Here is a 25,388-nt window from a genome sequence, read left to right on the forward strand (position 1 = left end):
TCACGCGCGGCGCGCACCACGTCGTCCAGCCCGGCCGCCACGTCGCGCTGCCGATCCTGGGCGGAGTGCTGAGCGGCACACCCTACGGAACAGAGACATCCACCCCGCCTTTGAAAGCCACCGCCCGCACCGCGCACCGCGACCTATGTCGCGGTCACCGACCTTCGGCCTCTTCGCGAGCCGATCAGGGTGTTCTTTCGTCGGCCCACTCCGCGCAAAGCCTGCGCAGCAAGCATGCGCACCCGGCCTTCGCCGCCACCGGCGCCCACCTGCTCGGGTGCCTCAGGTCGGCTGCCACTTCACCACCGCGTCTCCGCACTCGGCCGTCTGCGCGTAGAACTCCGTCAGGTCCCGGTGCGCCGCCGCGAAAATGTCCCGCGTGTCGGGCTCCGCCGTCACGCCGCCGTAGCGCGGGAGCAGTTTGTCGCGGGCGAAACCCCACAGCGCGTCGAAGTCCGCCATCGTCAGGAACCCGGCCACCCGGCGCGCCCGGCCCGCCGTCAGCAGCAGGAACGGCGGCTTGTCGGAGTCGGGGTGGAACACCGGCCGACCGCCGAGCACCACCTGGGCCTGGGGCCTATCCTCCGCGCGATGCGGGGGATCGGCGGCGTAGAGCAGCTCCTGATCCAGATAACGCATGTCCAGCACCTCCTCGCGACGTCGGTCGACGCGGCGCCGGACGGTATCCCAGTCGTCCCCGAACAGTCGTTCCAGCCAGGTCACGCTGTTGCGCAGTGCCGAGGGCGGCACAGCTCTCAAATGGAAGTAGGTGCTCATCACAGAAGGAGCGCACAGGGGCTCGGGAGCGTCACTCCGGCCCGGCGGACGCCCGTTCCGGGAGAGAGCTCTCCCGGCCGTCGTGCAACGAAGTGGGAGGCGGTTCTGCGCCAGTTGCCGGAAACCGGGGGAACCAGGTGACGGATCGGCTGCCGGCCTCGCTTCTCCCTATATGACGACCAAGCAGGAATCGAGACCCAATGCCGCGGCCAAGCCCGTGCGGTGGGCGGCGGACACGGTTGCGACGATCCGGGAGGGGTCGCGGTTTCGCCTCGACTACTCGGCGACGAGCCTCTGGCACGTCGACCGGATGATCGACGAGCTGCGGCGCAAGGCAACGCCCTACGCCGCGGTGGAGAGCGAGCTGCGCGGCTTCGGGGCGTACGCGGGTGAGGTGATCATCCGCCAGGCGGGCGGCGAGTGGTGGGCGACGGGAGGAGACCACTGGGTCCGCACCGGCGACGGACGCCTGTGGGACCCCATCGACGAGGCCGGCCGCTGCTTCGCCGGGCCCGGCTCGCTGCGGCTGCTGTGCCGCGACGCGACGACCGGCGCACGCGAAGCCCTGGATCGGCGGCCCCGGTGAGGTCCGTGATCCGCGCCTGACCGCCCGCTGTTCGGTCCGACGGGTGTGGGGCGGCCGGGCCTCCGGGCAGTGGTCGGAGGCCCGGCCGCCCCCTTCCCTGTCCGTGCCCCTCCCCCCACGGGGAGTCAGGGGCGGCGCGGACAGGGTTTCGGGGAGTGGTTTGCGTCGTCGACGTCCGGTCGGGCGGTCGCCGTCGGCCTGTCCAGCGTGGACTCGGCACTCACACAGCGCACGGTCGGCGCGAAACGTCACCCGGACAGGACGGTGCCGGTCGCGCGCTGGTGTCCGAACCCCGGACCGCCCATGTTGATGAAACGTCACGCCGTCGGGCTCCCGGCGCACGCGTCGGCTCAACGTCCGTATGCGGCCGGTCTCTTGGAGCGGTCGATGGTCTCGTGCCTTCGTCGGCTGTGCGACAGGGACCCGGAGAAGAGGTGAAGGGCGCCTGATGCGTTGTGACACTTCTGTGTGCACGTGCGCTTGTCACCATGGGGCCGTCGAAGCGCACGGGGCGCATCGGACGGCACGGACTCGCAATGAACCCGGTGCGAACGAGGACGGTCTTGGGCCAGGAACGGCAACCCCGCTACGCACAGGCCCACGACGGGGAATTGGGCGCGGCCGTCGCGCGGGCCCAGGACGGGGACGAGACCGCGTTCGCGGTCGCCTACCGGATCGTGCAGCCGGGCCTGCTCGGCTATCTGCGCGGATTCGTCGGCGACGACGCGGAGGACGTGGCGTCCGACGCCTGGCTGGAGATCGCCCGTGATCTCGCACGGTTCAAGGGAGACGGGGCAGGTTTCCGCGGCTGGACGGCGACCATCGCCCGGCACCGGGCACTGGACCATCTGCGTCGCCAGCGCGTGCGGCCCCGGCCGGGGTCGATCGAACAGGACGTACTGGACCTGCCGGGCTCGCACAGCACCCATGAACAGGCGCTGGAGTCCCTCTCCACCGAGCGGGCCCTGGAACTGGTCCGCGGGCTGCCGCAGGACCAGGCCGAGGCTGTTCTCCTGCGCGTGGTCGTCGGCCTGGACGGCCCCGCCGCCGCGCGCGTCCTCGGCAAGCGTCCCGGCGCGGTGCGCACCGCCACGTACCGGGGCCTGAAACGCCTCGCCCACCAGTTGGGCGACAGGAGGGAGGCGGGAGAGGGTGTGACGGATGAAGCTTCCCGGACGCTGGGGGAATCGACATGAGTCACGACGGCGTCAGTGAACGGGCAGACAGGCATCAGGACCCGACACGCCGGATGCGTCCAACAGGACGGGCGAGAACGGAAAACGGACATGGGTGATCGGCTGAGCGGCGACGGAGTCACGGGCCGTCGACGTGTGCACCCCGGTGACGCCGTTCCCGGCCCGTGGGACCTGCGTGACGACACCGCGCTGCAGACGGCGCTCGCCGCGGCCGTGCTCGCAAGCGATCTCGACCCCGAAGCTGAGCAGCGGGCCGTGGCCGCCTTCCGGGCCGCCCGCGGCGCGCGGGCGCACCGGGCGCGTACCCGGCGCCGCGACGACTGGCGGCTGCCCGCGGAGCGACGTGCCGGGCGCCGTGTGAAAACCACGTTCGCCGCCGTGTTCACCAGCCTCGCCGTGGGCGGTGTCGCCGTCGCGGCCATCGGTTCTGCCGGCTCGTCCGCGGACGGTACCGGCCAGAAGACCCCGCACCCCTCGGTGACCGCCCCGGCCCGGCCGGGCGGTGAGACCTCGCCGGCATCCTCCGGCCCCGGACCGAGCGACAGCTCGTCCTCCGCCCAGGACACCGAGGCCCACTGCCGCGCCTACGAACAGGTCGAGGACCGCGGCAAGACGCTCGACGCGACGGCATGGCAGCGGCTCGTCGCGGCGGCAGGCGGCGAAAGCAAGGTCGCCGCGTACTGCGCCGAGCAGCTGGCGCGGGCGACAGCCACGCCGAGCAGGTCCGGCGACAGGGGCAAATCCGGCGCGGGTGCCGCAGACGCAGGCACGGGGACGGCGGGGAACACCGGCACGTCGGGCAACGGCAATCCCGGCAGCGACCTCGGCGGCGCCGACGATGCGGCCGGCAACGGCCGGGCAAGCGGCGGGAACCACGGGTAACCCCTGCGCCCACCGGCGAGCCGCTCGACGTTCGGGGGCGTCACGGTCTCATCCGTGCTTCGTGGTGCCCGCGTCATGGTCCGGGCCCACTGTTCCGTGCCCGGACTCGGACCGGGAAAGAGCATGGCCGACAAGGTCGGACAAGCACGGCCGTCGTCGCTCTTCGTACCTCACCTGAGCCAGTAGCCGTAGGCATGCCCCTGTGACGTTTGCAGCGCCTCTTTCGATGTGTAAGTGATGAGGAAATTGAGTGCTGTTGGTGTCAGAGATGCAGAAGAGGCTGGTGAGGCGATGGACAGGTGATGGACCTCACCGGATGTGACAGAAGTGATGAATTCTTGCGCAAGGAACGCGCGAGGGACTGCACGCAGGCAGCGTGCGAACTTGGAGGTTTCGAGTGCGACCGTTCACCCTCAACTACGCCTTCCCCAGGCCGCTTGCGACCGTGGTGACGCCATACCGCTTCGACGAGTCGCTTCAACTGAACGTGCTTCCCGACGGCCGCCCGGCCGTCACCGACCCGGACCTCCTCCTGGCGGCCGGTACGACGACGTCCACCGCCGGTTCCCAGACGCACTTCGACGACTGACGATCCGTAGCCGAATGACCGTACTGATCCTCACGTCCGAGGAGGACGTCACCGCCGACATGGTGGTGGCCAAGCTGCACGAGGCGGGGGCTCCCGTGATGCGGCTGGACCCTGCCGATCTGCCGGGCAAGGCGGTGTTGTCCGCGCATTACGCCCATGGCGACTTCGAGGGTCACCTGTCGGTGAACGGACATGTGCTCACCATGGGAGGTCTGCGGTCCGTATGGGTGCGCAGGCCCGGCGAACCGGCCGCGCACGCGCCACACCCCTCAGCGTGGTTGACCGCCGAGACCCGTCAGGCGCTGTTCGGAATGCTCTACTCGGCCTCTACCCGATGGATGAACCATCCGCGCAACGCCGACAGAGCCCGCCTGAAGCCATGGCAGTTGAGGGCCGCTCATCTCAGCGGCTTCGCCGTGCCACCGACTGTCATCACCACCTCCCCACGCCTGGCACGGCAGTTCGCCGAGGAGCACCGGGAGGTGGTGGTGAAGTCCGCCTCGGGGCCACCGCCCGGTGACCCCACGCTGGCCCTGCCCACCACCCTGATCGGACCCGACTCGGACTTCTCCGGCGTCGCGGCCGGTCCTGCGCTGCTGCAGCGGTACATATCCAAACGTGCCGACATTCGCCTGACCTGTGTCAGCACCCGGCTGTTCGCCGCACGGAAGACGGCCGAGCCGGACCAGGTCGACGGACGCTACGGCGACACCGAGCACACCTGGGAGGCGGTTTCGGTGCCCGAACGAGTCGGCAAGTCGGTGCACGAGTACGTCGCCATGGCTGGACTGGCTTACGCCGCCTTCGACTTCGCTGAAGACGAGGAGGGTTTCTGGTGGTTCCTCGAGTGCAACCAAAGCGGCCAGTTCGGCTTCGTCGAACTGGAGACCGGGCAGCCGATCTCGGAGGCGGTCGCTCTGTGGCTGGCACAGCGCAAGGCTGGTTCTGTTCGCGAGTGCCGACTTAGTTGACGTCCACGTAGTCAGCAGAGGAGTTGCTGGCACCGGTCGTGGAGTTGCCGCTGTAGCGCCAGCGCCATGAGCCGTCCTGAGAGGCGGTCACCGTGGTCTTCAGGTAGCCGGTACTACTGGCGGTTACCGACTTGACCGTGGTGTAGGTGCTGGAACCGGCGGGCTTGAACTGCAGCTTCACCAGTCGGCCGCCGTAGTTGTCGTAGCGGTGCAGACTCCAGTTGGCGCGCTGCACGGTGCCGATGACGGTGATCGGGCTGCCCTTGGCGACGGGCTCCGGGGAGGCGTTCATGTTCTGGATGCGCGAGGCACGCTGGAGGCGGACCGTCGCGGAGAGCAGGTCGGTGTCGTAACCGCCGCCCTTCTTGATGGCCGTGCCTACGGTCTTCCAGTCGGCGGCGTCACTGTTGACGAGGTTGTTGCCATTACCGCCCGGCATGTTGTCGGGGTCGATGGTCATCGTCTCGTCGCAGTCGTGGAAGGTGTAGCCGCCTGCGAAGGACTGGCCGCAGCTCCACCGGGTCGTGAAGACCGCGAGCTTGTACTCGTTGGTCCCGTAGGTGCCCCGGTACCCGCTGACCCACCAGCTGTCGAGCGTCACGTTGCTCTGCACCGTGTACGTCAACTGGGCCTCGACCTCGGCGCTGATGCCGACGACGACGGGCTTGCCCTTGTTGACCACGACGTTCGAGAACGAGATATCGCTTTCGGCCGCGTGCGCGGTCGGCGCCGTGAGCCCCACGCCCGCCAGCACCATGCCTCCGGCCACCGCCGCGGCGGCCGCGCGCCGCGCAGCCGAGGGTCTGTGGCGCTGCGGAGCAGCAGCCGATATGGAAGTGATCAATCCGCACCCCTGAGTCGAGTGTCCGCGCGGCGGGTCAACGGCCCGCCGCGGGAACTCTAGATCATCCGGGGCGGCACCTGGCAGCCACCGAGGAAGGGCCACCCTGTGCTGTACGGACTCGTGGACAAAGCCAGAACGGCCCTGCACACGGTCCAGCACCCCACCAACAGACTTGGCTCAAGGGTCCGTACTACTGGCAGTGCGGACACCACACCGTGCCGCGGCCTGCCAGGCGGGACCGGCGTAGGGAGTTGCCGCAGCGCGGGCAGGTGGGAGCGGGGTCGTCGCGGTGACCGGTGAGCCACGAGTCCCGCGGCGGGACGCAGCCGGCGGTGACCGCGGAGCGCAAGGTGCGGCGCATGTGCGTGTACAGGCGACCGCAGTCGGCCTCGGTGAGATCGCCCGCCTGTCTTGTGGGACGCAGTCCTGCCCGCCACAGGATCTCGTCGGCCAGTAGATTGCCGAGTCCGGCCAGGACGGACTGGTCGGTCAGGGCCGTTTTGACGCTGCCGCGGCGGGCGGAGAGCGCGGCCTCGAACTCCTTACGATTCACCGCCATCGCGGGTCCCTGGCGTTCCAGGAGCCGTGCGAGCTCCGACTCGTCGTCGGCCGGCCAGAGGCCCTGGAGCTTGCCCTTGCCGCTGCCTCTCCAGCGCTCTTCACACCGCTGCACACCCTGAGATGGCGACGCCGCCCAAGCCGATGTGTTGCTGTGTCACGGCTGTGCCACGGCGGTGTCCTGAAGGGAAGACGGGCGTGACCTGAGGACTCTGGGACTCCTCATAGTCAGCACAGGGCGGGAACCGGCGGAAACGCCGCCGGGCGCCTGCTGCTCCCCACTTCGGAAGGAACCTCCCGTAATGAACCGCCACCTGCGCAAGGCCGTCGTCGTCACCGCCGCGATCACCGCCGGGGTGCTGATGACGGCGTGCCAGAACGGCACGGACGACAGCTCGTCCGGCGCGAGCGGGACCGACACGGCGGCGGTCGCGGAGAAGGCGTCGGACGCCAAGAACTCCAAGGGCGTCAGCGGCTCGTTCAAGAACGGCAAGGTCGCCTATCTCGCCCCGGGCAAGTACATCGTGTCCGTACCGGGCAAGGACGACCAGCAGTTCCTGGTCGCCGAGGACACCGAGGTCTACGGCGTCGGCACGATATGCGGCGAGGCGGGGTCCAAGGTGGACGCGCCGTGCACGCTGGACCAGCTGGAGACGGCCACCAAGAAGGGCGCCGTGAGCGCCGACGTGGAGATGAAGGACGGTATCGCGGCCCTGGTGACCGAGCGGCGTGCCGCCCAGCAGGACGCCGGCTCCGGCTCCGGCTCCTCCGGTTCGGACTCCGGCTCCGGCTCCGGATCTGACTCCGGCGAGACCGTCGTCGAGGGCATCAACGAGGGCAAGGGTGTCAACGGCACCTGGTTCGGCAACGTCTCCTACCTGGCGCCGGGCAAGTACACGGTCTCCGACATGAAGGGCGTCGAGCAGCAGTTCCTCGTCGCCGAGGACACCGAGATCTGGGGCTACGGCGACATCTGCGGTGACACGAACACGGGCGAAGGCGGCCAGGGCGGCATCGAGTGCACCGAGGCCGAACTGGAGACGGCCGCCAAGAAAGGCTTCTCCGCCGAGGTCGTGATCAGCAACGGCATCGCGACCACCATCCGCGACGACCACTGAGCCGCAGGCCGGCCGCAATGCGCCGCGCCGGACGCCGGCGCGGTGCGGCGATGGGGCGCCGACCGATGCGGGTGGGCAGGGGTGGCGAGGAGGCCGCCGTAGAGGGGTTGGGAACTGCTGCCGACGTACCAGGCGGGAGTGACCTCTGGTGAGTGTGAGTGAGTGCCGTGGCCGGATGCGCTCGGCTGCCGCCCGGCACCTGCGCTGATGATCTTCCTTCCCATGGGGGGCTCTGCGGGAGGGGAACGCGGGTTCTTGGGTCGAATGGGAGACCTTTGCGGGTGGTGCTCGTTGACCGCCGTGACGGGATCTTCGACCGGGCGGGGGTGACGGGGTGGGCGGATTGCCCACGATGCGGCGAGCATCGCGGTCGGGCGACGCGCCCTCGGACACCCGATCAGGCGACGGACGGCACCGCCCCCGACACACCAGAGCGATGTGTCGGGGCATCGGACCGGCCAGGCCCGACCGGAGACCCGAAGGCGGGATGTCGGTCGCGCACGGGATGCGCGCCGCCCGGTGGTGGAGCGAAAGCGGGCGACCAGGGTGCCCAACACCGTTCGGGGCACGCGGCTGAGCATGGGTTCTGGCACCAGGACTCACTCCCACTCAGTCTTTAGGAACGGTCCGGCACTGGGTGACGATCGAGGCCGGCTGACCTCTCTGCGCGGACGATGGCGGGATGATGGCCGCTATGCGCATCCGCATCGACGCCGTCGACCTGCCCGGCCTCACCCGCCCCGCCCCTGTCGACGGCAAAGTCCCCGCGTACGGCAACATCCACGTCGCCGTGCAACGCCGCGACCGTCCGGCCGAACTCCTCGAGCCACAACCCGGCGACGCACCGTCCGCGACATGGACCCTGGAGTGCACCACGAGCGCCTCGCCGACCGGCATCGATGTCAAAGGCCCCTACGTGCAGGACCGTCTGGGCCGACGGTTCATCTACCTGTCGTGGGGCACGGTCGACGAGTCGGGCATCTTCACGATGTTCCGCCGCGCCAAGCTGATGCTCGACGTCATCCCCGCCGACGTACTCGCCGCCGCCGCACGCGACGGGCTGCTGGTCGGACGCCTCGGCCTGACGGACGCGCAGGGCGGGCCTCTGTGTGCACGAGTCGAGCCCCCGCACATCACCTGGACCGCCGCACGCGCCGGCTAGGACCGTCCCCAATCGGGGTACTCCAAGGTCTTCCGGGCCTCCGGGCCTCCGGGCCTCCGGGCCTCCGGGCACCTGAAGAAGGGGCACGCGGAGGGCGGGGGCATAGGGACCGCGCCCCGCCCCCGCCCGCGTTCACCAGGTCAGGGCGTCAGTCACGGTGTCCTGCCAGTAGGTGACCTTGGCCGCATCCGGCTCGACATAGAGCGAGCCGCCGGGCGCTGGAATCTTCACTGCGCTGCCGACGCTGCCGCCGTTTCGGCCTTGGAGGTGCAGGCTGATGACGGAGTTGCGGACGGACCGCTCGCCGCTGCCGTCGCCGGACGAGGTCGTCACGCCGGCGTAGGCGGTGGCGCCGGGGGCGAGGGTGACGACGGCCTGCGGCCGGCTCTCCTCGATCTCGGCGGTGGCGGCCTGCGCGTCCTTCTCGAACGCCAGGAGCGGGAAGGCAAGGAGGTTGCAGGGCCGCGAGCCGTTGTTGGTGGCCTTGATGACGATGTGGTTGACGGGCCGGGAGACCTGGTCGGCCGTGAACTTCAGCGAGCCGGTCGCGCAGTCCGCGGACTTGGCTGTGCTGCTGCCGCTACCGGGGTTCTTCCCGCTCCCGTTCGACGAGGTCCCCCCGCTGGTCTTTGAACCGGTGCTGCCGCCGTCCGCGGTGGGCGCCGTCTGCCCGGTTTCCGGAACGGAGGCCGAAGGGGTCACCGACGGCGAGGTGGCGGTGGTGGGCGTCGCGGACGCCGACGATGCCTGCGTCGGCTTGCCTGCCCCGTTGTCGTCGTCACCGCCGCAGGCGGTGAGGGTCAGGGCCAGGGCGGCGGAGGCGGCGATGGTGGTGGCGAGTCGTACGGTGCGCATGGTGGTTCCCCCTGCGTGGTTGTCGTTACGTCGTTCGCGATACGGGTGGCAGTGGCGGGTGGCGGCTGGTCGGAGAGCAGCGGTTCTTGTGCTGCTGTGCGTTCAGGTCGGCAGTAAGGCCGTGCAGATGGAAGGGCGGAAGCCCGTGTACGGCGCGAGGGCGGCAGGGTGAGCGCTGTGGCGCTTCAGGCCGCGCGTTGCGTGTCCTGGCTGAGCCTGGCCGAGGACACGACCGTGTAGGAGATACGCCCCCAGCGGCCGGTCCTGCACAGAGCCAGTCCCAGGCGGTCGAGGAGAGGGGTCAGCCGCAGCATCCGGGCGCGGAGGGCGGCCCGGGCCAGCGGCTGTCCGGCTGAGCCCAGCAGACGCGTCAGATCGTGGCAGCACCAGGGCTGGGGATCGGCGAGGAAGAGACCGAGAAGAACCTTCTGCGAAGCCTGGTGGGGAGGCAGGTGGGACGGCGACAGCTCCTGGCCCTGCTCCTGCCCCTTCCCCTTCCCCTGGTACCAGGGCGTGCGAGCTTCCTTCCTGGCCAGCCAGCGCTGATCCGCCACCAGCCTGGCGGCCAGTTCCTCGACCGGCATGCTGCGCGCCAGGACGTTGGTGGCACCCGCTTCGAGCAGCGCCGCAGGGCAGGTGTCCTCGGGCACGAGGACGGTCACGGGTGCCAGCCGCCGCAGCAGCGCGACGCGGTGTCCGAGAACGTACGCGCATCTCTCGTCCGGCACGTCGAGAACGGCCAGCGGTCGCGGTCGTCCGGTCAGCAGTTCTGCGTAGGCGTGGAGTGCCCCCCAGGGGTGGACCACGGGAGGGAGCAGCTGAGTTCTGCGCGCATCCCGCAACAGTGGCCCGCTGCGCGCCCGGTCGAGGGAGATCACCACACACGGCCCGAAGGGCGTGTCGATCCCGTCGGCACCAGCCCGTCCGACCGGGTTGTCCCCGCCCGCGGGCCGGCGGGCGGCCGTCGGCGTGGCAGACATCATGAGACCTCCGTGTTCTTCCATGTCTCTTCGTTCTTCTCCGGCGCGACGGGGCTTCTCGGCGGGGCGGCACTCGGTCAGCACTGCCCTGGGAAGGCCGCGCCCGGGCGGCGGGTGGGCAGCGGCGGCCGCTCGGTTCGACCGCCGTGGCCGCCGTGGCTGCCGCGGTCACGCCGGTCGGCGTCCCGCCGACGTGTGGGCAGGTGCGGTTCCGGGGCCCGGGCCCCACGTCCCGCGACGAGTTCCTCCGTACCCGCACCGCTGAGGGAGGTCAGGACGGAGAACACTCCGGCGACGAGGAGGCAGAGCCCCGCGAGGACGGCGATGCTGATCTGGACCACGTTGAGTATCTGCATGCCTTGACGATCCCGCCCGACGGCAGGTCCTTCCCTCGGCCGGGGAGCCGATTCCGGGCACCCCACCTCGGCCATTCGGCCGACCCACCGCTCGGCCGTTCTGCCACAGCCTTCGACCGTGAGCACTGAAACCGTTCCCCGCCTGGCCTGGGAGAACGGCGCGGTTCGTCCGTCCCGTTGAGTCCCGCCGACGGGCGGCTGGGGCCCTTTCTGCCGGCGGTCGGACCCGATTGCGATCACTTCCACCGTGACGGCGTGTGCCGACCGGGGAGCCGGATGCGGAGGGTGTCCTCCATCCGCGCGTACTGACGGTGGACCGCGGGCGCACCCTCCGACTGCGCGGAGCCCGCCTGCTGTCGCAGTCCGGTGAAGGGATCGCGCCACAAACGCGAGCGGGGGGTGCGCCAGTGGCGGCGGAGGGCGAACAGTCTCAAGAGGAAGGCCGCCATGGCGGCACCTACCGCGGTGAAGACGTTCAGCACCTCGACGGCGTGCAGCAGTGCCACGGAGCCGGCGCCGACGAGGGCGGGCAGTGCGTACAGATCACGGTTCCAGTGGAGGAGGGGCGGCACTTCGAGCGCCAGCAGGCTGCTGAGGACACCGCCGCCGACGGCCGTGGCCACCCCGAGCGTTGTCGCGGCGGTGAGGCCGAAGCCATGGGTGAGGGCCTTGATCGTCCCTGTGACGCTGAACAGTCCCAGTGCCGCCGCGTCGAACCCGTCGAACAGGGAGCTGTCGTGGTGTGTGGTCGCGCCGAAGAAGATGATCAGTGCCGCGCCGAGCGGCGCCAGGCAGTAGCCGAGGTCGGCGAACGCCACGGGTGTGACACCGATGACGAGGTCGCGGAAGAGTCCGCCGCCCAGGCCGGCCGCCTCGGCGAGAGTGATCGTTCCGAAGATGTCGAAGTCCTTGCGGACGGAAAGAAATGCTCCGGAAAGCGCGAAGGCGAAGATACCCAAGAGATCCATCACGTACTGGATCCAGTGGTTGAGTTCGCTCGTCGGCATGGGTGCTCCCGGAGCTCATTCGCTGGTGCCCAGCGCCACCACCGGGCTGACCCGGGCCGCGCGGCGGGCGGGCAGCAGTCCGGCGAGCGCGGTGACGAGCACCAGTCCCAGGAAGACCGCCAGCAGTTCTCCGTACGGCAGCAGCAACGGCGCTCCGAGGTTCAGCAGCCGGACCGCCAGCCAGGCGTAGGGCACGCCGAGAGCCAGACCGAGGAGGCCACCGAGGACGCCGTACAACGCGGCCTCCATGCCGATCAGGAAGCGGAGCCCGGACCGGCCGAGTCCCAGCGCACGCAGCAGTCCTGACTCGCGGGTGCGCTCCAGGACGGTGAGGCCGGTCGTGGTGCCGACGCCGACGACGGCGATGAGTACGGTGAGCCCGAGCAGACCGAGCGACAGGGTGGCCACCATCTCGATGTCGGCGTCGCTGTTGTCGCGCTCCTCCGCGAGGATCCTCAGCTCCATCGCGCTGTTCGGGCCGACGGTCTTGCGAATCGCCTGCTCCGCCGCGTTGCGGGCCGCCTGTCCGGACTCGGCGGCATTCGCGAGGACACCGGCCGGCAGCGGCGAGGCGCCCATCTTGTCCAGGTCGCCGGGCGTGACGATCGCGTCGGCGCCCAGTGGTCCTTCGTCGGGAAGCGTGGCCGCGACGGACATCCGGAGGGTGCCCTTCTTCGCCGTGGTGAAGGTGATGCTGTCGCCGGCCGCCATGCCGAGTCCCCTGGCGAGTCTGCTGCTCACGATCACTTCACCCGGACCGAGATCGGTCAGTGTGCCGCTCACCGGGCGAAGCAGCCGTGACGAGGGCAGTGCGGTCGGGTCCAGGTCGACGGCGGACGCCTCCATTCCGTCGACGGAGACATCGGTCTGCCGGTATTCGGTCACGTCGGCGAGCTGGGGTACGGCCTTGAGCCGGCGTACGAGGTCGGCGCTGAGGCCGTTCACAGTGCCGTTGTCAGTGCCGTTGCCGTTGCCGTTCACGGCGCCGCTCACATCGAAGTCCGCGGGGGCCTGGACGGCGAGTTCCCGGTCCATATGGCCCCGCAGGGTCGCGATGCCGACGAGGGTGCCGGAGACCAGGGTGACGCCGAGCGCGACGACGACCGACACGGCCGCCGCGCGACGCGGGGCGCCGCCGATGCCGCCGACGGCGAGTGTCCCGGTGGGCCCGAGCCGGCGCAGCGGCCACCCGGCGGCCGCCAGCAGCGGGCGTACGAGCAGCGGGCCGAGGGTGATCAGCGCGAGGAACGCCAGGGTGCCCGAGAGGACCGTCAGCATCAGGCCCGCGACCGAGTCGTAGTTCAGGTCGCCCGGTTCGGGCAGGTCGGCGAGGAGCACACCGGCCAGTCCGGCGGCGCCGGCGGCGAGGAGCAGGCCGACGCCGAGGCGCGCACGGCCGATGCCGCGTTCGCCCGCCAGGGTGCCGGCGCTGCGCAGTGTCTGCAGCGGGGAGACCCCGGCGGCGGACGACGCGGGGGCGAGCACCGCGCCGACGGTCACCAGGACGGCGCCCAGCACCACCGCCACAGCCGCGACCACGGGCACCGCGGGCGCCGAGAGGCTCAGTCCGGCGGCGTGGGCGACCACCGGGGCGGCGTATCCGGCGCCGAGTGCCAGCAGGACGCCGGCCGTACCGGCGATGAGGCCCACCAGTGCGCCCTCGACGGCGAGCGCCCGGACGAGTTGCCCGCGGTGGGCGCCGATGGTGCGCAGGAGCGCCAGTTGGCGCAGCCGCTGGGCGAAGACGACGCGGAACGTCGAGGTCGCGACGAGAGCGGCGGCCACCACGGCGATCGCCAGGAACATCGTGATGAGCCGGAAGACATCCGCGTACTGGTCCACCGCGGCGCGGGCCTCGTCGCCGCGCACGGTGTCACCGGGGACGAAATCGAAAGCCGCACCGGAAGTGCGCTGGAACACCGCGGACAGCCGCTCGGTCAGGGCCTCGGCGGACACACCGGGTTCCGCGCTGACGTCGATCCGCGGATAGCCCTCGATGTGTCCCATCGCGTTGAGGGCGGCGGCGGGGGCATAACCGGTGGCCTCCCGGTCGGAGTTCGCCTCGACCACACCCGTGACAGTCACGGTGACCGTCCGTGTCCCGTCGGTCTCCTCGGTCCCCTCGGCGTCGCCGCCCACCGGGACGAGCAGGCCGACCCGGTCGCCGGGCTCGATGTCCAGCCGCTGCGAGGCCTGCCGGTTCACGGCCAGCTCGAGGGGACCGTCCGGGTAGCCGCCCGCCACGAGCCGCACCCGCGACAGCGGTCCGCTGCCGGGGTCGCCCTGAAGCTCCAGATAGCGTCGGGAGACCTCGGCCAGTGACACCCCGTTCTCCGTACGGGTGGCGACCCCGGCCACTCCCGGTACCGCCTGGACGGCCTTGATCTGCGCGTCGGTGATGACGTCGTCGTCCCCCAGCACGACCAGGTCGGCGGCCTCGGGGGTGCCGCGGAACCGGTCGACAGTCGTCTGTTCGGTGATCTGCTGTGCCATCACGGTGCCGAACACGACGAACGCGGCGACGAGCACCGACAGTCCGGTCATGAGGAGCCGGCCGGGCCGGGCCAGCGCCCCGGCGAGCTGGGTGCGCAGCACGGCGGCCAGCGGTCCCGGGACCGTACGCGGACGCGGTTCCCGGCTCATCGGGTCACCGCCAGGTTCTGCAGCGCGCCGGTGACCGACGCCCGGCTGGGGGCGTCCAGGTCCTCGACGATGCGGCCGTCGGCGAGGACGACGACGCGGTCGGCGTATACGGCGGCGCCCGGGTCGTGGGTCACCATCACGACCGTCTGCCCGAGGTCGCGCGCCGAGTCCCGCAGGAAGGCCAGCACTTCGGCGCCGGAGCGGGAGTCGAGATTGCCGGTGGGCTCGTCGGCGAAGACCACGGCGGGCCGTGCCACCAGGGCGCGGGCCAGCGCGACCCGCTGCTGCTGGCCGCCGGACAGCTCACCCGGCCGGTGGGTCATCCGGTCGCCGATGCCGAGGACGCCGATGAGATGGTCGAGCAGCTCCCGGTCGACGCTCCGGCCGGCCAGGTCGAGCGGCAGGGTGATGTTCTGCCTCGCGGTCAGCTGCGGCAGCAGGTTGAACGACTGGAAGACAAAGCCGATCCGGTCGCGCCGTACGGTGGTCAGCGCCCGTTCGGACAGGCCGGTGAGGTCCGTACCGTCGATCAGTACCCGCCCGGAGGTGGCGGTTTCGAGGCCGGCCAGACAGTGCATGAGGGTGGACTTGCCGGAACCCGAAGGGCCCATGATGGCGGTGAAGCGGGCGCGTGCGAAGCCGACGGTCACTCCGTCCAGGGCTCGTACTCCGGTGTCGCCATGGCCGTAGACCTTGACGAGGTCCTCAGCGCCGACGGTGGTGTCATCGCCGACGTGGCGGGAAATGCTTTCAGTTCTGTGCGCGACGGCGCGGATTCCCATGGTCTGATTCCCCTGCGCGGCCGCTTTGGCCGCTTTGGCTGTTTCGGATGTTCGACTGCGTTGCCGTGTGGCGTGAAATGCGTCAAGCCGCGATCGGCGGGACCACGAGGGTGCGTTTGGCCTCGGTGCAATGCGAATTGGCCGTCTTCGTCATGTCGGCCAGTTCCTGCTTCGTCGGTGCCTCGGCCGCACCCGTCGCATGGTCGGCGGCCCACTGCTCGTACGTGGCGATCCGCAGCCCGAGGTAGCCGTCCTTCATCTCCGCGATGCGCAGGTCACGGGTTTCCTTCCGCCACTTCTCGACCGCGGCCTTGTCCCCGGGGAGCTGCTGCGCCTCGTCGATGATCTTCTGGGCCAGGGCGCAGTCGGCCGCCGACGCCTGGCTCGGCGCATTGCGTTGCTGCCACCAATAGGCGCCGCCGACTCCCACCACCGCCATCACCACGACCGCGACGACGATCCCGAATACCAGTGCTTTCTTGTTGCGGCTTTCGGTCTGAACGGTGATAACCATCGGACGCCCCCGGGAATTGTCGGCGAAAGGCACTTTCGTGCACTCTTTCGTGTCGTCGACAATCCTTGCGCGGTCGGCTTTTCGGCACATCGGATCGGGATACGACCCCCCGGCAGCCGTTCGTACGACCCGGGTCGTACGTCGATGTACGACCGCGTCCTACACCGGGAGGATCCCCTGCGGCGAGGCGGATGGGGCGGGGGAGGAAGGGCCGGGGCGGAAGGATCAGCCGGCCGGCCGGACCAGCCCGGTCTGGTACGCCAGTACCACGGCCTGCACCCGGTCGCGCAGCTCCAGCTTGGCGAGGATCCGCCCGAGGTGCGTCTTCACGGTCGTCTCCGCGACGTACAGGCGGGCGGCGATCTCGGAGTTGGACAGCCCTTGGCCGACCAGTTCCAGCACGTCCCGCTCCCGCTCGGTCAGGACGGCGAGCCGGTCCTCCTCCTGCTGCGGCTCCGGGGCGGGAACCAGTTGTCCGGCGAACCGTTCGAGCAGTCGGCGGGTCAGCCGGGGGGCCACGACGGAGTCGCCCGCCGCCACCACGCGGATCGCGGCGAGGAAGTCCTCGGGCGGCACGTCCTTGAGCAGGTAGCCGCTCGCACCGGCCTGGAGCGCGGCGAACGCGTCGTTGTCGGTGTCGAACGTGGTGAGGACAAGGATTCTGGGCGGGTTCGGGCGCTCGCCGATCCGCTCGGTGGCCTCCACCCCGTCCATGACGGGCATACGGATGTCCATGACGACGACATCGGCCGTGGTCCTGTCCAGCAGCGCCAGCGCCTCCGCGCCGTCCCCCGCCTCTCCGACGACCTCGATGTCGGGCTGGGCGTCCAGCACCATGGCGAAACCGGCGCGCACCAGCGGCTGGTCGTCCACGACCACCACCCGGATCGGACTCGCCGCAGCATTCGGACCGTTCATGCCGCCGCCTTCGCCGGAAGTTCGACCTTGATCTGCCACCCCGGGCCGAGCCGGGGGCCCGCGGTGAACCGGCCTCCGTGCACATCGACCCGCTCCCGCATGCCCACCAGCCCGTTGCCACCCGACCCGGGCAGCACCGGAGCGGAGCCGGCCAGCTTCCCGGCCCCGTCGTCGAGGACCTCCAGCACGGCGGTGGCGGCGCGGAACTCCAGCGTGACGGTGACGTGGGCCTCGGGTCCGGCGTGCCGCAGCGCGTTGGTCATGCTTTCTTGTGCGATGCGGAAGAGGGTCAGCTCTTCGGCGGGAGAAAGCCCCTGCGGTTCGCCCTCCACGCGCAGGTCCACCCGGAGTCCGGCGGCGCGGGCCCGCTCCACCAGCGGTTCGAGATGGGCCAGCCCGACCCGGCGGCGGTCACCCTTGCTGCCGCCGTCGCCATCGGCATCGGCATCGACGCCGGACTTCTTCGTACCGCGCAGCACCTCCACGATGCTGCGCATGTCCTCGAGCGCGTCCCGGCCGGTGCCCGCGATCGTCCGCATCGCCCGGCGGGCCTTGTCCTGATCCGCGGCGATCGCGTAACTGGCCCCGTTCGCCTGGATGATCATCACGGCCAGGCTGTGCGCCACCACGTCGTGCAGCTCGCGGGCGATGGCCGCGCGCTCTTCGGCGGCAGCCAGCCGGGTGAGGTGGGCACGCTCCCGCTCGGCGCCGACGGCGCGCTCCTCCAAGACCGCCACGTACAGCCGACGGGTCCGCAGTACGTACGCGGTCAGCCAGACCGCCGCGCAGATGCCGGTGAAGGTCAGGTTCTCGCTGAACTCGTCCCAGTCGGCCGCCGAGCTGAGCGAGGAGATCCCGCCGAAGGCCAGCACGTTGCCCACGACGACGATGCCACCGGCGGTGTACGCCTTCCACATCTCCTCGGCATGGCTCACCACCGTCACCATCGCGATGAGGACGGCGATGTCGTACCCGGTGAGTTCACCCGCCAACGGCTCGGCCAGGGCCGCGAGCAGATACTGCGTCAGGGCGAGGGCGGCGACGACCGTCATGACGGTCAAAGGGTGGCGACGGCGAAACACCACGGCCAACGCCATGGAGAGCCCGATGAGTTGGTCGTAGCCCGTGTCGTAGAACAGCGTCGTGTAGGCCACCAGCACCGCGAGTGCCAGGTCGTAGGCCGTGTGCATCCACGGTCGCGGCAGTAACGGGCGCACCATGGCCGTCAGCGTACACGGCTGATCAAAAACGAGTCAGGCTGACCGCAGCACGAGGTCTTCCAGTACGGCGACGGCCTGAGCGGCGTGCTCGTACGGCACGAACAGGTGGTCGTGGTGGAAACCGGCAACGACGTTGCAGCTCAGGCCGGCATCGGCGAGTTCCCTCGCGACAGCGGCGGTGAGCCCGACCGCCTCCAGCGCGGAGTGGACGCGCAGCGTGATCCAGCCGGCCACATACTCGTACTCCAACCCCACCGCGTCCGCCTCCTCCAGCCGTACGACCAGGGTCAGGCCCTCCTGCTCGGCGACCGTGACCACCGGGGTGACGCCGGAGGGCACACCACCCTCGACAGTGGTGAACACGTAGCGGCCCGGATTCAGCGTCGGACGCATCCCACTCAGCAGTTTTCGCAGATCACTCTCACCGGTCACGGCCAAAATGCTACGCGTGGCCTGCACTTTCGACCCGCCCAGGGGTGGCGGCCCGGTTGGCCAGGAACGTCAGGGCCCGCGCCGAGCGGGAATGCGGTTCGGCCGTGCAGGCGAGCAGTGTCGCCCAGCCCGGCCCCGGCGGGGACTGATGGCGATCACACCCCGCGTCAGCGCCGGGGGCCGGTCAGCGCGTAGGCCAGGGTGCCTACGGCCGCGAGGGTCAGTGAGGTCCAGGTGGCGGCGGCGGTGTCCGGGGGCTGCAGCATCCAGGTGGCCACCTGGACCGGTCCCCCGGCCGAGGGCGGGACGAAGAGTGCGGCCGAGAGCCAGCCGAACGGCAGTGTCCAGCCGAATTGCCCGCCGAACGCCGCGGCCCCGATCGCGACCAGCCCCGTCAGCCCGGCGGCGTCCCGGACGATGAACCCCGTCGGTGCCACGTCGTCACCCATGAACGCCAGTGCCGGCAGCACCGCCCCGGTGACCGCTCCGATGAGCAGTACATGCGCCGCACGCCGGGGCACCCAGCCGAACGCGGCCGTCCGGTCCAGCGCGTGGTCCTGCCCGCTCAGTCCTGCCGCAGCCACCGCGACCGCCGCGGTCAGCACCAGTGCGGCCGTCCTCGGATCACCCGGCCCCTCGCCCGTGCCCTGCGCGAGCGCCCACACCGTCCCGGCGCCGATCAGCACCAGGGCCAGCGAGGCGGGTACCTGCCGGGAGCGCGCGTACAGCGTCAGCCACCTCAACGGGGCGCCTTCCCCGCCAGCACGTCCAGCAGGTCGCCGCCGCAGGACAGCGCGGCCGCCCGCAGCGCCGTGATCCGGGCACGCTGCTCGTCCGCCGGCAGCGCGCGCAGCGCGTTCCACGCGGGCCGGGCCAGCGCGTCGATCTCGTCGCGCAGATAGGCGGAGTGGTGGGGACGCAGCTCACCGAGGAACCAGGCCGCCGCGACGTTCCGCGCGGCCCGTTCGCGGACGGACCGGGGACCGTAATCACCCTCTTCGTCGAGGCACGGTGGCGTTCCGGCGCCGGCGAGCAGGCTGCGGGTGAGTTCCTCGCCGACCGTATTTCCGCGGAATCCCGGGGCATCGAAGTCCACGGGCACGGCATCGGCGGTCCGTGACTGCCGCGTGCGGGGCGGCCACGCGCCGGTCGCCTCCCGGACCGAGCCGGGTGCGCCCGGCAGCTTCGCCAGGAGCCGCAACGCGTCCTCGCCCGGGCCGGCGAGCGTGGCGAGCCTGGTCCTGCTCACTTCGGTGACGCAGACCCGGCCGCTGCACACCGGTGCCGTCGCACCCGCGTCGACGACGAAGGCTCGTGCCTGATCCGACGGCAGGATCGGCAGGGCAACCGCCGCGCCCAGGGCGAGCGGCAGCAGTGCGAGCAGCCGCGCACGCCGTTCCGCGGCCGCCAGCAGCAGGAATCCGGTGGCGGCCACGCCGAGCAGCCAGAGAGCCTGCCCCAGGCTGACGCGGCCCGCGACGGTGACGAACACATCGTTCACCTCCGGCAGCGCCGGGGAGAGCAGCGCGACCCGGTTCGGCACCGCGCCCTCGGCCGCCGCGTCCATCACCACCACCAGGGACACCATGGCCACGAGGGACGCCACGGCCAGCACCGGTGGAGTGAGCGCGGAAGGAACGGTGCGGCCGATGCCCATGCCCAGCCAGGCTCCGGCCACGAGTCCCAGTACGCCGACCGCCAGGATCGGCAGCCAGGCCAGATGGAAGTACCCGTCGCCCGCGATCACTTGCACCGCTCCGACAAGGAACACCAGCAGGTAGGCGACGGTCAGCGTGAGCGCCGACGCGCCCGCGGTCTTCGCCGCCCGCTGCCAGCCGGGGCGCGGCACGGTCGCGAGCAGCTCCCGCATCCCCGAGCGGTGGTCGCGCAGACCTTGCACAGCTCCGGCTCCTGTCGCCAGGGGCCACAGGAACGCCAGCAGGAACCGCTCCCACCGCGCGGCGGACGTCCACTGCGCGGTCCACATCTCGGGGCCTTTCCACCACGGTCCGCTGAGCAGGTGGAGGAACGCCAGCGCGACCAGCAGGACGAGCAGGCCCACCCAGGGCGCGGTCGACCGCCGCAGTTCGATCCGCAGAATCCGCCCGTTCACCAGGCACCCCGCTCCTGGTCGGGACGTGCGAGCAGCGCCGAATAGCCGCGCTCGATCGGGCTGTCGCCCACGTCCTTCGGGCCGCCCGCGGCGGCCAGCCCGTCCGGCGTGCCGTGGAACACCAGTTTGCCCTCGGCGAAGAGCACGACCGCCGTGCAGGCCGCCGCGACGTCCTCCACCAGATGCGTCGACACCACGACACAGCTGTCGGTGCCGAGTTCGTGGAGCAACTCGCGAAAGCGCAGCCGCTGCGCCGGGTCCAGCCCGACCGTCGGCTCGTCGAGCAGCAGAATCCGCGGATCGTTGACGATCGCCTGAGCGATGCCGGCACGTCGCACCATGCCGCCTGACAAGGTCCGCATCCGGTCGTCGGCCCGGTCCGCCAGCCCCACCCGCTCGACAGCACGCTGAACGGCCGCCGGGATGTCCCTCCGGGGCACCTCCTTCAGCCACGCCATGTACTCGACGAACTCACGGACCGTGAAGCGCTTGTAGTACCCGAAGTCCTGTGGCAGATAACCGATCAGGCGGCGCAGCTCCCGCAGATCCGTAGCGCCGCCGAGGGACGTGCCGAGCAGTTCCAGGGTTCCGCCGGCCGGCCGGAGCACCGTGGCCAGAGAACGGATGAGGGTGGTCTTGCCGGCGCCGTTGGGCCCGAGCAGCCCGTGCACTCCGGTGCCGAGCGACAGGTCGAGCCCGTCGACGGCCATCCTGCGAAGACCGGCCCGCACCTTCAGCCCCTCGGCCCGGATCTCCCAGGCGTAGGACGTCGGTGCGACTTCGGCCGCGCTCACCGCGCGCATATGTTGTCGCCCTTTCGATTGCACTTGATTGTCAGCAGATGTGAGCAGCCCAGAGCAGCCCAGATGTGAGCAGGTCATATATGAAGAGCAGTCAGCGGTGGGCACCCAGGCGGGCGTAGGCGTCCCTGCGGACGGCCACCACCACCGCCCCGAGGAGGAAGCCCGCGGCCCAACCGGGCAGGACGCCGGGCTGCAGGGCGAAGGACGTACGGCTCAGTGCCAGGGCCGGTGCCACGATCACGGCCGCCCACACCACCACCAGCGCGACCGCCGCCCGGGTCACCCCCACCAGCCCGCCGAGCGCGAGGGTCCCGGTGGTGAAGGCCAGGCAGGGCAGCAGCCACTGCGCGGCCGTGGCGCCCGTCGACCACCCGGCCACCAGCAGCGCGGGTATCACCACGGCGAGCACCGACGCCGTCCGCCGGAGCACCAGGTGAAGTCCGGCCCTGGGTGCGGCGGCGGTCAGTTCGTACGCCGGGTCGAGCCCGCGGGACCAGGAGGCGGCGACGCCGAGTACGGGCAGTACCGGTGCCAACAGCTGCACCACCGAGACACCTTCGCCGAGGCGCCCGGTCAACCGGTCGCACACCACGGCGACGAGCGTGACGACCACGGTCATCACCAGCCAGGGCACCATCACCGGCGACGCCCACGTCGACAGCCACCCGAGCCGCTGCCGGGGCCGCGGCGCTGGGGCGTGCGCCCCCAGCAGCGGTTCCAGCTCCGACCAGACGCCCTCGACCAGCGAACCCACCGCCGCGTCCTGCTCCCGGACGACCGACGAGAGCCGGCCGCGGCACACCGCACAGGCGTCCAGATGGACTTCGAGCGCCCACACCTCGTCGCCGGGGATTCCCGCCTCGCCGCCCGCGTACCGGCCGATCAGCCGCTCCGACGCATGTTCCCCGCTCATGACAGCGCCTTCCGCATCTCGATTCTCGCCCGCCGGGCACGGGTCTTGACGGTGCCCTCGGGCACCCCGAGCAGGACCGCGGTCTCGCGGACGGACAGCCCGTCGAGCACCATGGCCTGCAGCACGTCCTGCAACTCCGGCGCGAGCCGCCGTAGTGCGTCCCCGACGTCGCCGCCGACCGTGGCCGCCAGCACCTCGTCCTCAGCGGCCGGTACGACAGCCTCGGCACTCGCCGCCACGGGCGGTTGGGCGTGGCGCGCGCGCCGGCGGAAGGCGTCGACGAGGCGGCGCGACGCGATCGTCCACAGCCAGCCGACCGCCGAACCGCCGACCGCCGAACCGGCGAACGCGTCGGCCGCCCGCCACACCGCCAGATACGACTCCTGCATGACCTCGGCGACGATCTGCTCGTCCGAGCAGCGGCGTCGCAGCCGCACCGCCATCCACGGCGACGTCCGCCGGTACAACTCCTCGAACGCGGCGCGGTCGCCCTTGGCGACAAGGCGGACGAGCCGTTCCTCGTCCGCCTCCGCCAACGTTCCCTGTCGTGATCTCACGCCAGACAGACGCCCCGGCCGGCTCAACGGTTTTCCTGCGGAGGTGTTGTACGTCACAGCGATGGGCGTGACGCGACCTCATGGGGCTCCCTCATGGGGCCCCCTCATGAGGCTCCCTCATGAGGGGGCAGAAAAGGACCGACCAGGCGTCAGCGGGGTGGGCGGACCGCGCCGTTCTCCCAGGCCCAGGCGGCGATCTCGACGCGGTTGCGCACACCCAGTTTGGTCTGGATGTTCGTGAGATGCGTCTTCACCGTGGACAGGGACAGGACCAGTTCCGCGCGGATCTCCTGGTTGGTCCGGCCGACCGCCACGAGTCGCGCGACATCCAGCTCACGGTCGGTCAGCGGGTGGGGCCCCGCGCCACCGCCGTGCGCCGAGGGCGGCTGCCTGTCCTGCAGTTGTTCCAGCAGGCGCAGGGTCACGGCGGGCGAGACCAGTGCGTCGCCTCGTGCCGCGGCCCGTACCGCCTCGATGAGCAGCGCGGAACCGGCGTCCTTGAGCAGGAAGCCGCAGGCGCCGTTGCTCAGTGCGGTGTGGACGTAGTCGTCCTGGTCGAACGTGGTCACCACCACGACCCGGAGCGGGTCCAGCACCCCGGGTCCGGCCAGCGCCCGGGTGACGTCCAGGCCGTCCAGCTTCGGCATCCGGATGTCGACCAGGCAGACGTCGGGGCGCAGCCGGCGGGCCATTTCCACGCACTCGGCGCCGTCCTCCGCCTCGCCGACCACCTCGATGCCGGGCTGAGTGTTCAGGATCAGGCGGAATCCGGTGCGCACCATCTCCTGGTCGTCGGCTATCAGGACCCTGGTCGCGGAGGTGCTCACGCCGGTGATCCTTCCACAGCTGTGGACAGTACGGGGAAGACGGCGGTGACTCGCCAGCCGCCGTCCGCCGTGCCCCCCGTCTCCAGCGTGCCCTCGACCGCTTCGACGCGTTCGCGCAGGCCGACGATGCCGAACCCGCCTCGCCCCCCGGCCGGGACGGTGGACCGTTCGCGGGGGGCAGAGTTGCGTACCTCCACCCGCAGCCGGTCGTCCTCGGCGTCGACGCGGACCGCAACCGTGGCTCCGGGGGCATGCCGGCGCACGTTGGTCAGCGCCTCCTGCACGACGCGCTGCACGGAGGTCTCCACCTCAGGCGCGAGTTTCGTCGTGCGGGCCGCCGTCCCGAGGTGCAGGCTCGCGTCCTGCTCGCCGCCCGAGGAGAAGTCGGAGACCATCTTGGCGAGTTGGGGGACGAGTTCGCCGGGCCGCAGCGTGCGGTTCTCCTCCTCGCGCAGCACACGCACCAGACGGCGCATCGAGTCCAGCGTCTCCATTCCGGCCTTGCGGATGTTCTCGAGGATCGGGTCGATCTGGTCGGGGGCGATGGGCAGTACGGTGCGGGCGGCGTCCGCCTGGACGACGATCCCGGTGACGTGGTGGGCGATGAAGTCGTGCAGGTCCCGGGCCAGTTCCATCCTCTCGCCCTCACGCACGGCGACGACCGCACGGGCCCGGCGGGCGTCCAGCGACCGCAGATAGCAGCCGAGTGCGACCGCCCCGCCGGCGGCCAACGTCAAGAAGGTGGCGAAGCTGCTCGGCCACTGCGGATCGCCCCACATCCGGTAGGGAAGGACGATCGCCGCGGCGCCGAGCGTCACGACCAGCGCCACCGCGACGGCGAGTGCCGACGTCGTACGGCAGACGCGTACCAGCAGGATCAGCAGGCAGGCGAGCTCCAGGAAGCTCCACTCTTCCGGCAGCAGGTGGGTGGTGACAGCAAAGGCGGTCAGGGCCAGTGAGAGGAGGGCGGTGATCCAGGCCCGGGTCTCCAGACGTATCCAGCGGGCGGGCAGGAGCAGGATCAGGGCCGCCACGAGTCCGCTGCACAGGGGCACGAGACCGAGCCGGTCCAACTCGGAGTCCGTGGCCCCGGCCGGGACGTCCCATGACGACCAGGCCGCCACGTCAAACAGCCACAGCAGGGCGAGGCCGGCGTAGGTCGCCAACGAGACGATCGGCAGGTTCAGTTGGAGACGCCGGGCCCGAGCACGCCCTGCGGGGAACGGTGTTTTGGTGTTCACGGTCGAAGGCTAGGGAAGAACGGCCGACCGGCGGGTCGGCCGAATGGCCGAGCTGCGCCGCGTCGAATCGGCTGTCCGGCCGAGGAAGGACATGCCGTCCGGGCGGAGTCGTCAAGACATGCTGACACTCGCACCGTTCAGATCGCCCTCGCCGCCTTCGCCGGACTGACCTTCCTCGTCACCGCAGTTCTTCCCCGTCCTGACGCGCGCCCTCAGGTGCGGGTTCGGAGGAACTCGCCGCGAGACGCGGGGCAAGGGCGCCGGAACCCGTCCCCCGCAGGCGCTGCTTCGACCATCACGCTCACGATGGGGACTGCCCATGCGACTCACCGCCGGCCCCGCGGAGATCTGCCTCGCCGGCCTCTCCTCCAAACACCCCGCCCAGGCCGGTCAGCCGCAGCTGCAGCCGAGGCACGACGCCGCACAGCACCCGGTCCCGACCGGCGCGCCGCGCGGTCCGGCCGTAGCTGGGCGAAGTGGTCGAGGTCGGCCGGCGCGAGCCGCTCGACAGCGGAGATGTCGCAGACGACGACCGCCGCGTCCG

26 protein-coding genes and 2 pseudogenes are annotated in these 25,388 nt (G+C 70.9%); 8 read left to right on the forward strand and 20 right to left on the reverse strand.

What is annotated here, in order from left to right; translation table 11 throughout:
* Positions 1 to 282: 282 nt before the first annotated feature.
* Positions 283 to 777, reverse strand: a complete 495-nt coding sequence (locus ACGFNK_RS08285) for a DUF1877 family protein (protein ID WP_393413123.1) — start codon at positions 775 to 777, stop codon at positions 283 to 285.
* 172 nt (positions 778 to 949) lie between these two features.
* Between ACGFNK_RS08285 and ACGFNK_RS08290 the strand changes: the two genes are divergently transcribed.
* From ACGFNK_RS08290 to tgmB, 5 genes are all read left to right on the forward strand, one after another.
* Complete coding sequence (locus tag ACGFNK_RS08290) at positions 950 to 1,363, forward strand: hypothetical protein (protein WP_393413125.1); 414 nt, start codon at positions 950 to 952, stop codon at positions 1,361 to 1,363.
* Positions 1,364 to 1,926: 563 nt separating this feature from the next.
* Positions 1,927 to 2,559, forward strand: coding sequence for an RNA polymerase sigma factor (locus tag ACGFNK_RS08295; RefSeq protein WP_393413127.1), 633 nt, complete (start codon positions 1,927 to 1,929; stop codon positions 2,557 to 2,559).
* 90 nt (positions 2,560 to 2,649) lie between these two features.
* Positions 2,650 to 3,441: a hypothetical protein gene (locus tag ACGFNK_RS08300; RefSeq protein WP_393413129.1), complete on the forward strand. Its 792-nt coding sequence runs from the start codon at positions 2,650 to 2,652 to the stop codon at positions 3,439 to 3,441.
* A gap of 397 nt (positions 3,442 to 3,838) precedes the next feature.
* Positions 3,839 to 4,030 carry a putative ATP-grasp-modified RiPP gene (gene tgmA / locus ACGFNK_RS08305; RefSeq protein WP_033328160.1) on the forward strand — a complete coding sequence of 64 codons (192 nt, stop codon included), beginning with the start codon at positions 3,839 to 3,841 and terminating at the stop codon, positions 4,028 to 4,030.
* Between the two features lie 14 nt (positions 4,031 to 4,044).
* The gene (tgmB, locus tag ACGFNK_RS08310; RefSeq protein ID WP_393413132.1) at positions 4,045 to 5,001 is read left to right on the forward strand and encodes an ATP-grasp ribosomal peptide maturase; all 957 of its coding nucleotides are present in this window, start codon (positions 4,045 to 4,047) and stop codon (positions 4,999 to 5,001) included.
* On the opposite strand, the gene ACGFNK_RS08315 is transcribed toward tgmB, so the two are convergent.
* Positions 4,994 to 5,845 carry a hypothetical protein gene (locus ACGFNK_RS08315; protein ID WP_393413134.1) on the reverse strand — a complete coding sequence of 284 codons (852 nt, stop codon included), beginning with the start codon at positions 5,843 to 5,845 and terminating at the stop codon, positions 4,994 to 4,996. The two genes, tgmB and ACGFNK_RS08315, sit on opposite strands and share 8 nt — an antisense overlap.
* A 190-nt stretch (positions 5,846 to 6,035) precedes the next feature.
* Positions 6,036 to 6,476: pseudogene (locus ACGFNK_RS08320) on the reverse strand (zinc finger domain-containing protein); the annotation flags it as partial.
* 229 nt (positions 6,477 to 6,705) lie between these two features.
* On the opposite strand from ACGFNK_RS08320, the gene ACGFNK_RS08325 reads away from it, so the two are divergent.
* From ACGFNK_RS08325 to ACGFNK_RS08335, 3 genes and pseudogenes are all read left to right on the forward strand, one after another.
* A complete protein-coding gene (locus ACGFNK_RS08325) occupies positions 6,706 to 7,521 on the forward strand; it encodes a hypothetical protein (RefSeq protein WP_393413136.1) in 816 nt (271 codons plus the stop codon).
* 348 nt (positions 7,522 to 7,869) lie between these two features.
* Positions 7,870 to 8,141 (forward strand): annotated as a pseudogene (locus ACGFNK_RS08330) (IS200/IS605 family accessory protein TnpB-related protein); the annotation flags it as partial.
* A 74-nt stretch (positions 8,142 to 8,215) separates the two neighbouring features.
* Entirely contained in the window at positions 8,216 to 8,683 is a 468-nt protein-coding gene (locus tag ACGFNK_RS08335) for a DUF5990 family protein (protein WP_393413138.1), read from the forward strand.
* A gap of 132 nt (positions 8,684 to 8,815) precedes the next feature.
* Here the strand turns inward: ACGFNK_RS08335 and ACGFNK_RS08340 are convergent, their stop codons facing one another.
* The 17 genes from ACGFNK_RS08340 to ACGFNK_RS08420 form a co-directional block, all read right to left on the reverse strand.
* Positions 8,816 to 9,538 (reverse strand): DUF4232 domain-containing protein, encoded by a 723-nt coding sequence (locus tag ACGFNK_RS08340; RefSeq protein WP_393413140.1) that lies wholly within the window; start codon positions 9,536 to 9,538, stop codon positions 8,816 to 8,818.
* Between the two features lie 185 nt (positions 9,539 to 9,723).
* Positions 9,724 to 10,521, reverse strand: a complete 798-nt coding sequence (locus ACGFNK_RS08345) for a hypothetical protein (RefSeq protein WP_393413142.1) — start codon at positions 10,519 to 10,521, stop codon at positions 9,724 to 9,726.
* Between the two features lie 74 nt (positions 10,522 to 10,595).
* Positions 10,596 to 10,874, reverse strand: a complete 279-nt coding sequence (locus ACGFNK_RS08350) for a hypothetical protein (RefSeq protein WP_393413144.1) — start codon at positions 10,872 to 10,874, stop codon at positions 10,596 to 10,598.
* Positions 10,875 to 11,110: 236 nt separating this feature from the next.
* Complete coding sequence (locus ACGFNK_RS08355) at positions 11,111 to 11,881, reverse strand: trimeric intracellular cation channel family protein (protein WP_393413146.1); 771 nt, start codon at positions 11,879 to 11,881, stop codon at positions 11,111 to 11,113.
* A gap of 15 nt (positions 11,882 to 11,896) precedes the next feature.
* Entirely contained in the window at positions 11,897 to 14,524 is a 2,628-nt protein-coding gene (locus ACGFNK_RS08360) for an FtsX-like permease family protein (RefSeq protein WP_393413148.1), read from the reverse strand.
* On the reverse strand, positions 14,521 to 15,306 hold the full coding sequence (locus ACGFNK_RS08365; protein ID WP_393413150.1) for an ABC transporter ATP-binding protein: 786 nt from the start codon (positions 15,304 to 15,306) through the stop codon (positions 14,521 to 14,523). The genes ACGFNK_RS08360 and ACGFNK_RS08365 overlap by 4 nt, the downstream gene beginning before the upstream one ends.
* Before the next feature lie 82 nt (positions 15,307 to 15,388).
* Positions 15,389 to 15,820: a hypothetical protein gene (locus tag ACGFNK_RS08370; protein ID WP_393413152.1), complete on the reverse strand. Its 432-nt coding sequence runs from the start codon at positions 15,818 to 15,820 to the stop codon at positions 15,389 to 15,391.
* Between the two features lie 225 nt (positions 15,821 to 16,045).
* On the reverse strand, positions 16,046 to 16,738 hold the full coding sequence (locus tag ACGFNK_RS08375; RefSeq protein WP_393413154.1) for a response regulator: 693 nt from the start codon (positions 16,736 to 16,738) through the stop codon (positions 16,046 to 16,048).
* The gene (locus ACGFNK_RS08380; RefSeq protein WP_393413156.1) at positions 16,735 to 17,958 is read right to left on the reverse strand and encodes a sensor histidine kinase; all 1,224 of its coding nucleotides are present in this window, start codon (positions 17,956 to 17,958) and stop codon (positions 16,735 to 16,737) included. The genes ACGFNK_RS08375 and ACGFNK_RS08380 overlap by 4 nt, the downstream gene beginning before the upstream one ends.
* 33 nt (positions 17,959 to 17,991) lie before the next feature.
* Entirely contained in the window at positions 17,992 to 18,390 is a 399-nt protein-coding gene (locus ACGFNK_RS08385; protein ID WP_393413158.1) for an ACT domain-containing protein, read from the reverse strand.
* A 167-nt stretch (positions 18,391 to 18,557) separates the two neighbouring features.
* Positions 18,558 to 19,133 carry a hypothetical protein gene (locus ACGFNK_RS08390; protein ID WP_393413160.1) on the reverse strand — a complete coding sequence of 192 codons (576 nt, stop codon included), beginning with the start codon at positions 19,131 to 19,133 and terminating at the stop codon, positions 18,558 to 18,560.
* The gene (locus ACGFNK_RS08395) at positions 19,130 to 20,503 is read right to left on the reverse strand and encodes a hypothetical protein (protein ID WP_393413162.1); all 1,374 of its coding nucleotides are present in this window, start codon (positions 20,501 to 20,503) and stop codon (positions 19,130 to 19,132) included. Before ACGFNK_RS08395 ends, ACGFNK_RS08390 begins: the two co-directional genes overlap by 4 nt.
* Positions 20,500 to 21,306, reverse strand: a complete 807-nt coding sequence (locus tag ACGFNK_RS08400; protein WP_352377820.1) for an ABC transporter ATP-binding protein — start codon at positions 21,304 to 21,306, stop codon at positions 20,500 to 20,502. Before ACGFNK_RS08400 ends, ACGFNK_RS08395 begins: the two co-directional genes overlap by 4 nt.
* Before the next feature lie 91 nt (positions 21,307 to 21,397).
* Entirely contained in the window at positions 21,398 to 22,219 is an 822-nt protein-coding gene (locus tag ACGFNK_RS08405) for a zf-HC2 domain-containing protein (protein WP_393413164.1), read from the reverse strand.
* On the reverse strand, positions 22,216 to 22,776 hold the full coding sequence (locus ACGFNK_RS08410) for an RNA polymerase sigma factor (RefSeq protein WP_393413166.1): 561 nt from the start codon (positions 22,774 to 22,776) through the stop codon (positions 22,216 to 22,218). Before ACGFNK_RS08410 ends, ACGFNK_RS08405 begins: the two co-directional genes overlap by 4 nt.
* A 149-nt stretch (positions 22,777 to 22,925) precedes the next feature.
* Positions 22,926 to 23,603, reverse strand: a complete 678-nt coding sequence (locus tag ACGFNK_RS08415) for a response regulator (RefSeq protein WP_393413168.1) — start codon at positions 23,601 to 23,603, stop codon at positions 22,926 to 22,928.
* A complete protein-coding gene (locus ACGFNK_RS08420; RefSeq protein WP_393413170.1) occupies positions 23,600 to 24,844 on the reverse strand; it encodes a sensor histidine kinase in 1,245 nt (414 codons plus the stop codon). The genes ACGFNK_RS08415 and ACGFNK_RS08420 overlap by 4 nt, the downstream gene beginning before the upstream one ends.
* Positions 24,845 to 25,388: the final 544 nt, after the last annotated feature.

The organism is Streptomyces sp. NPDC048825 (genome assembly GCF_043198355.1).
GTDB classification, from domain to species: Bacteria; Actinomycetota; Actinomycetes; order Streptomycetales; family Streptomycetaceae; genus Streptomyces; species Streptomyces xiangluensis.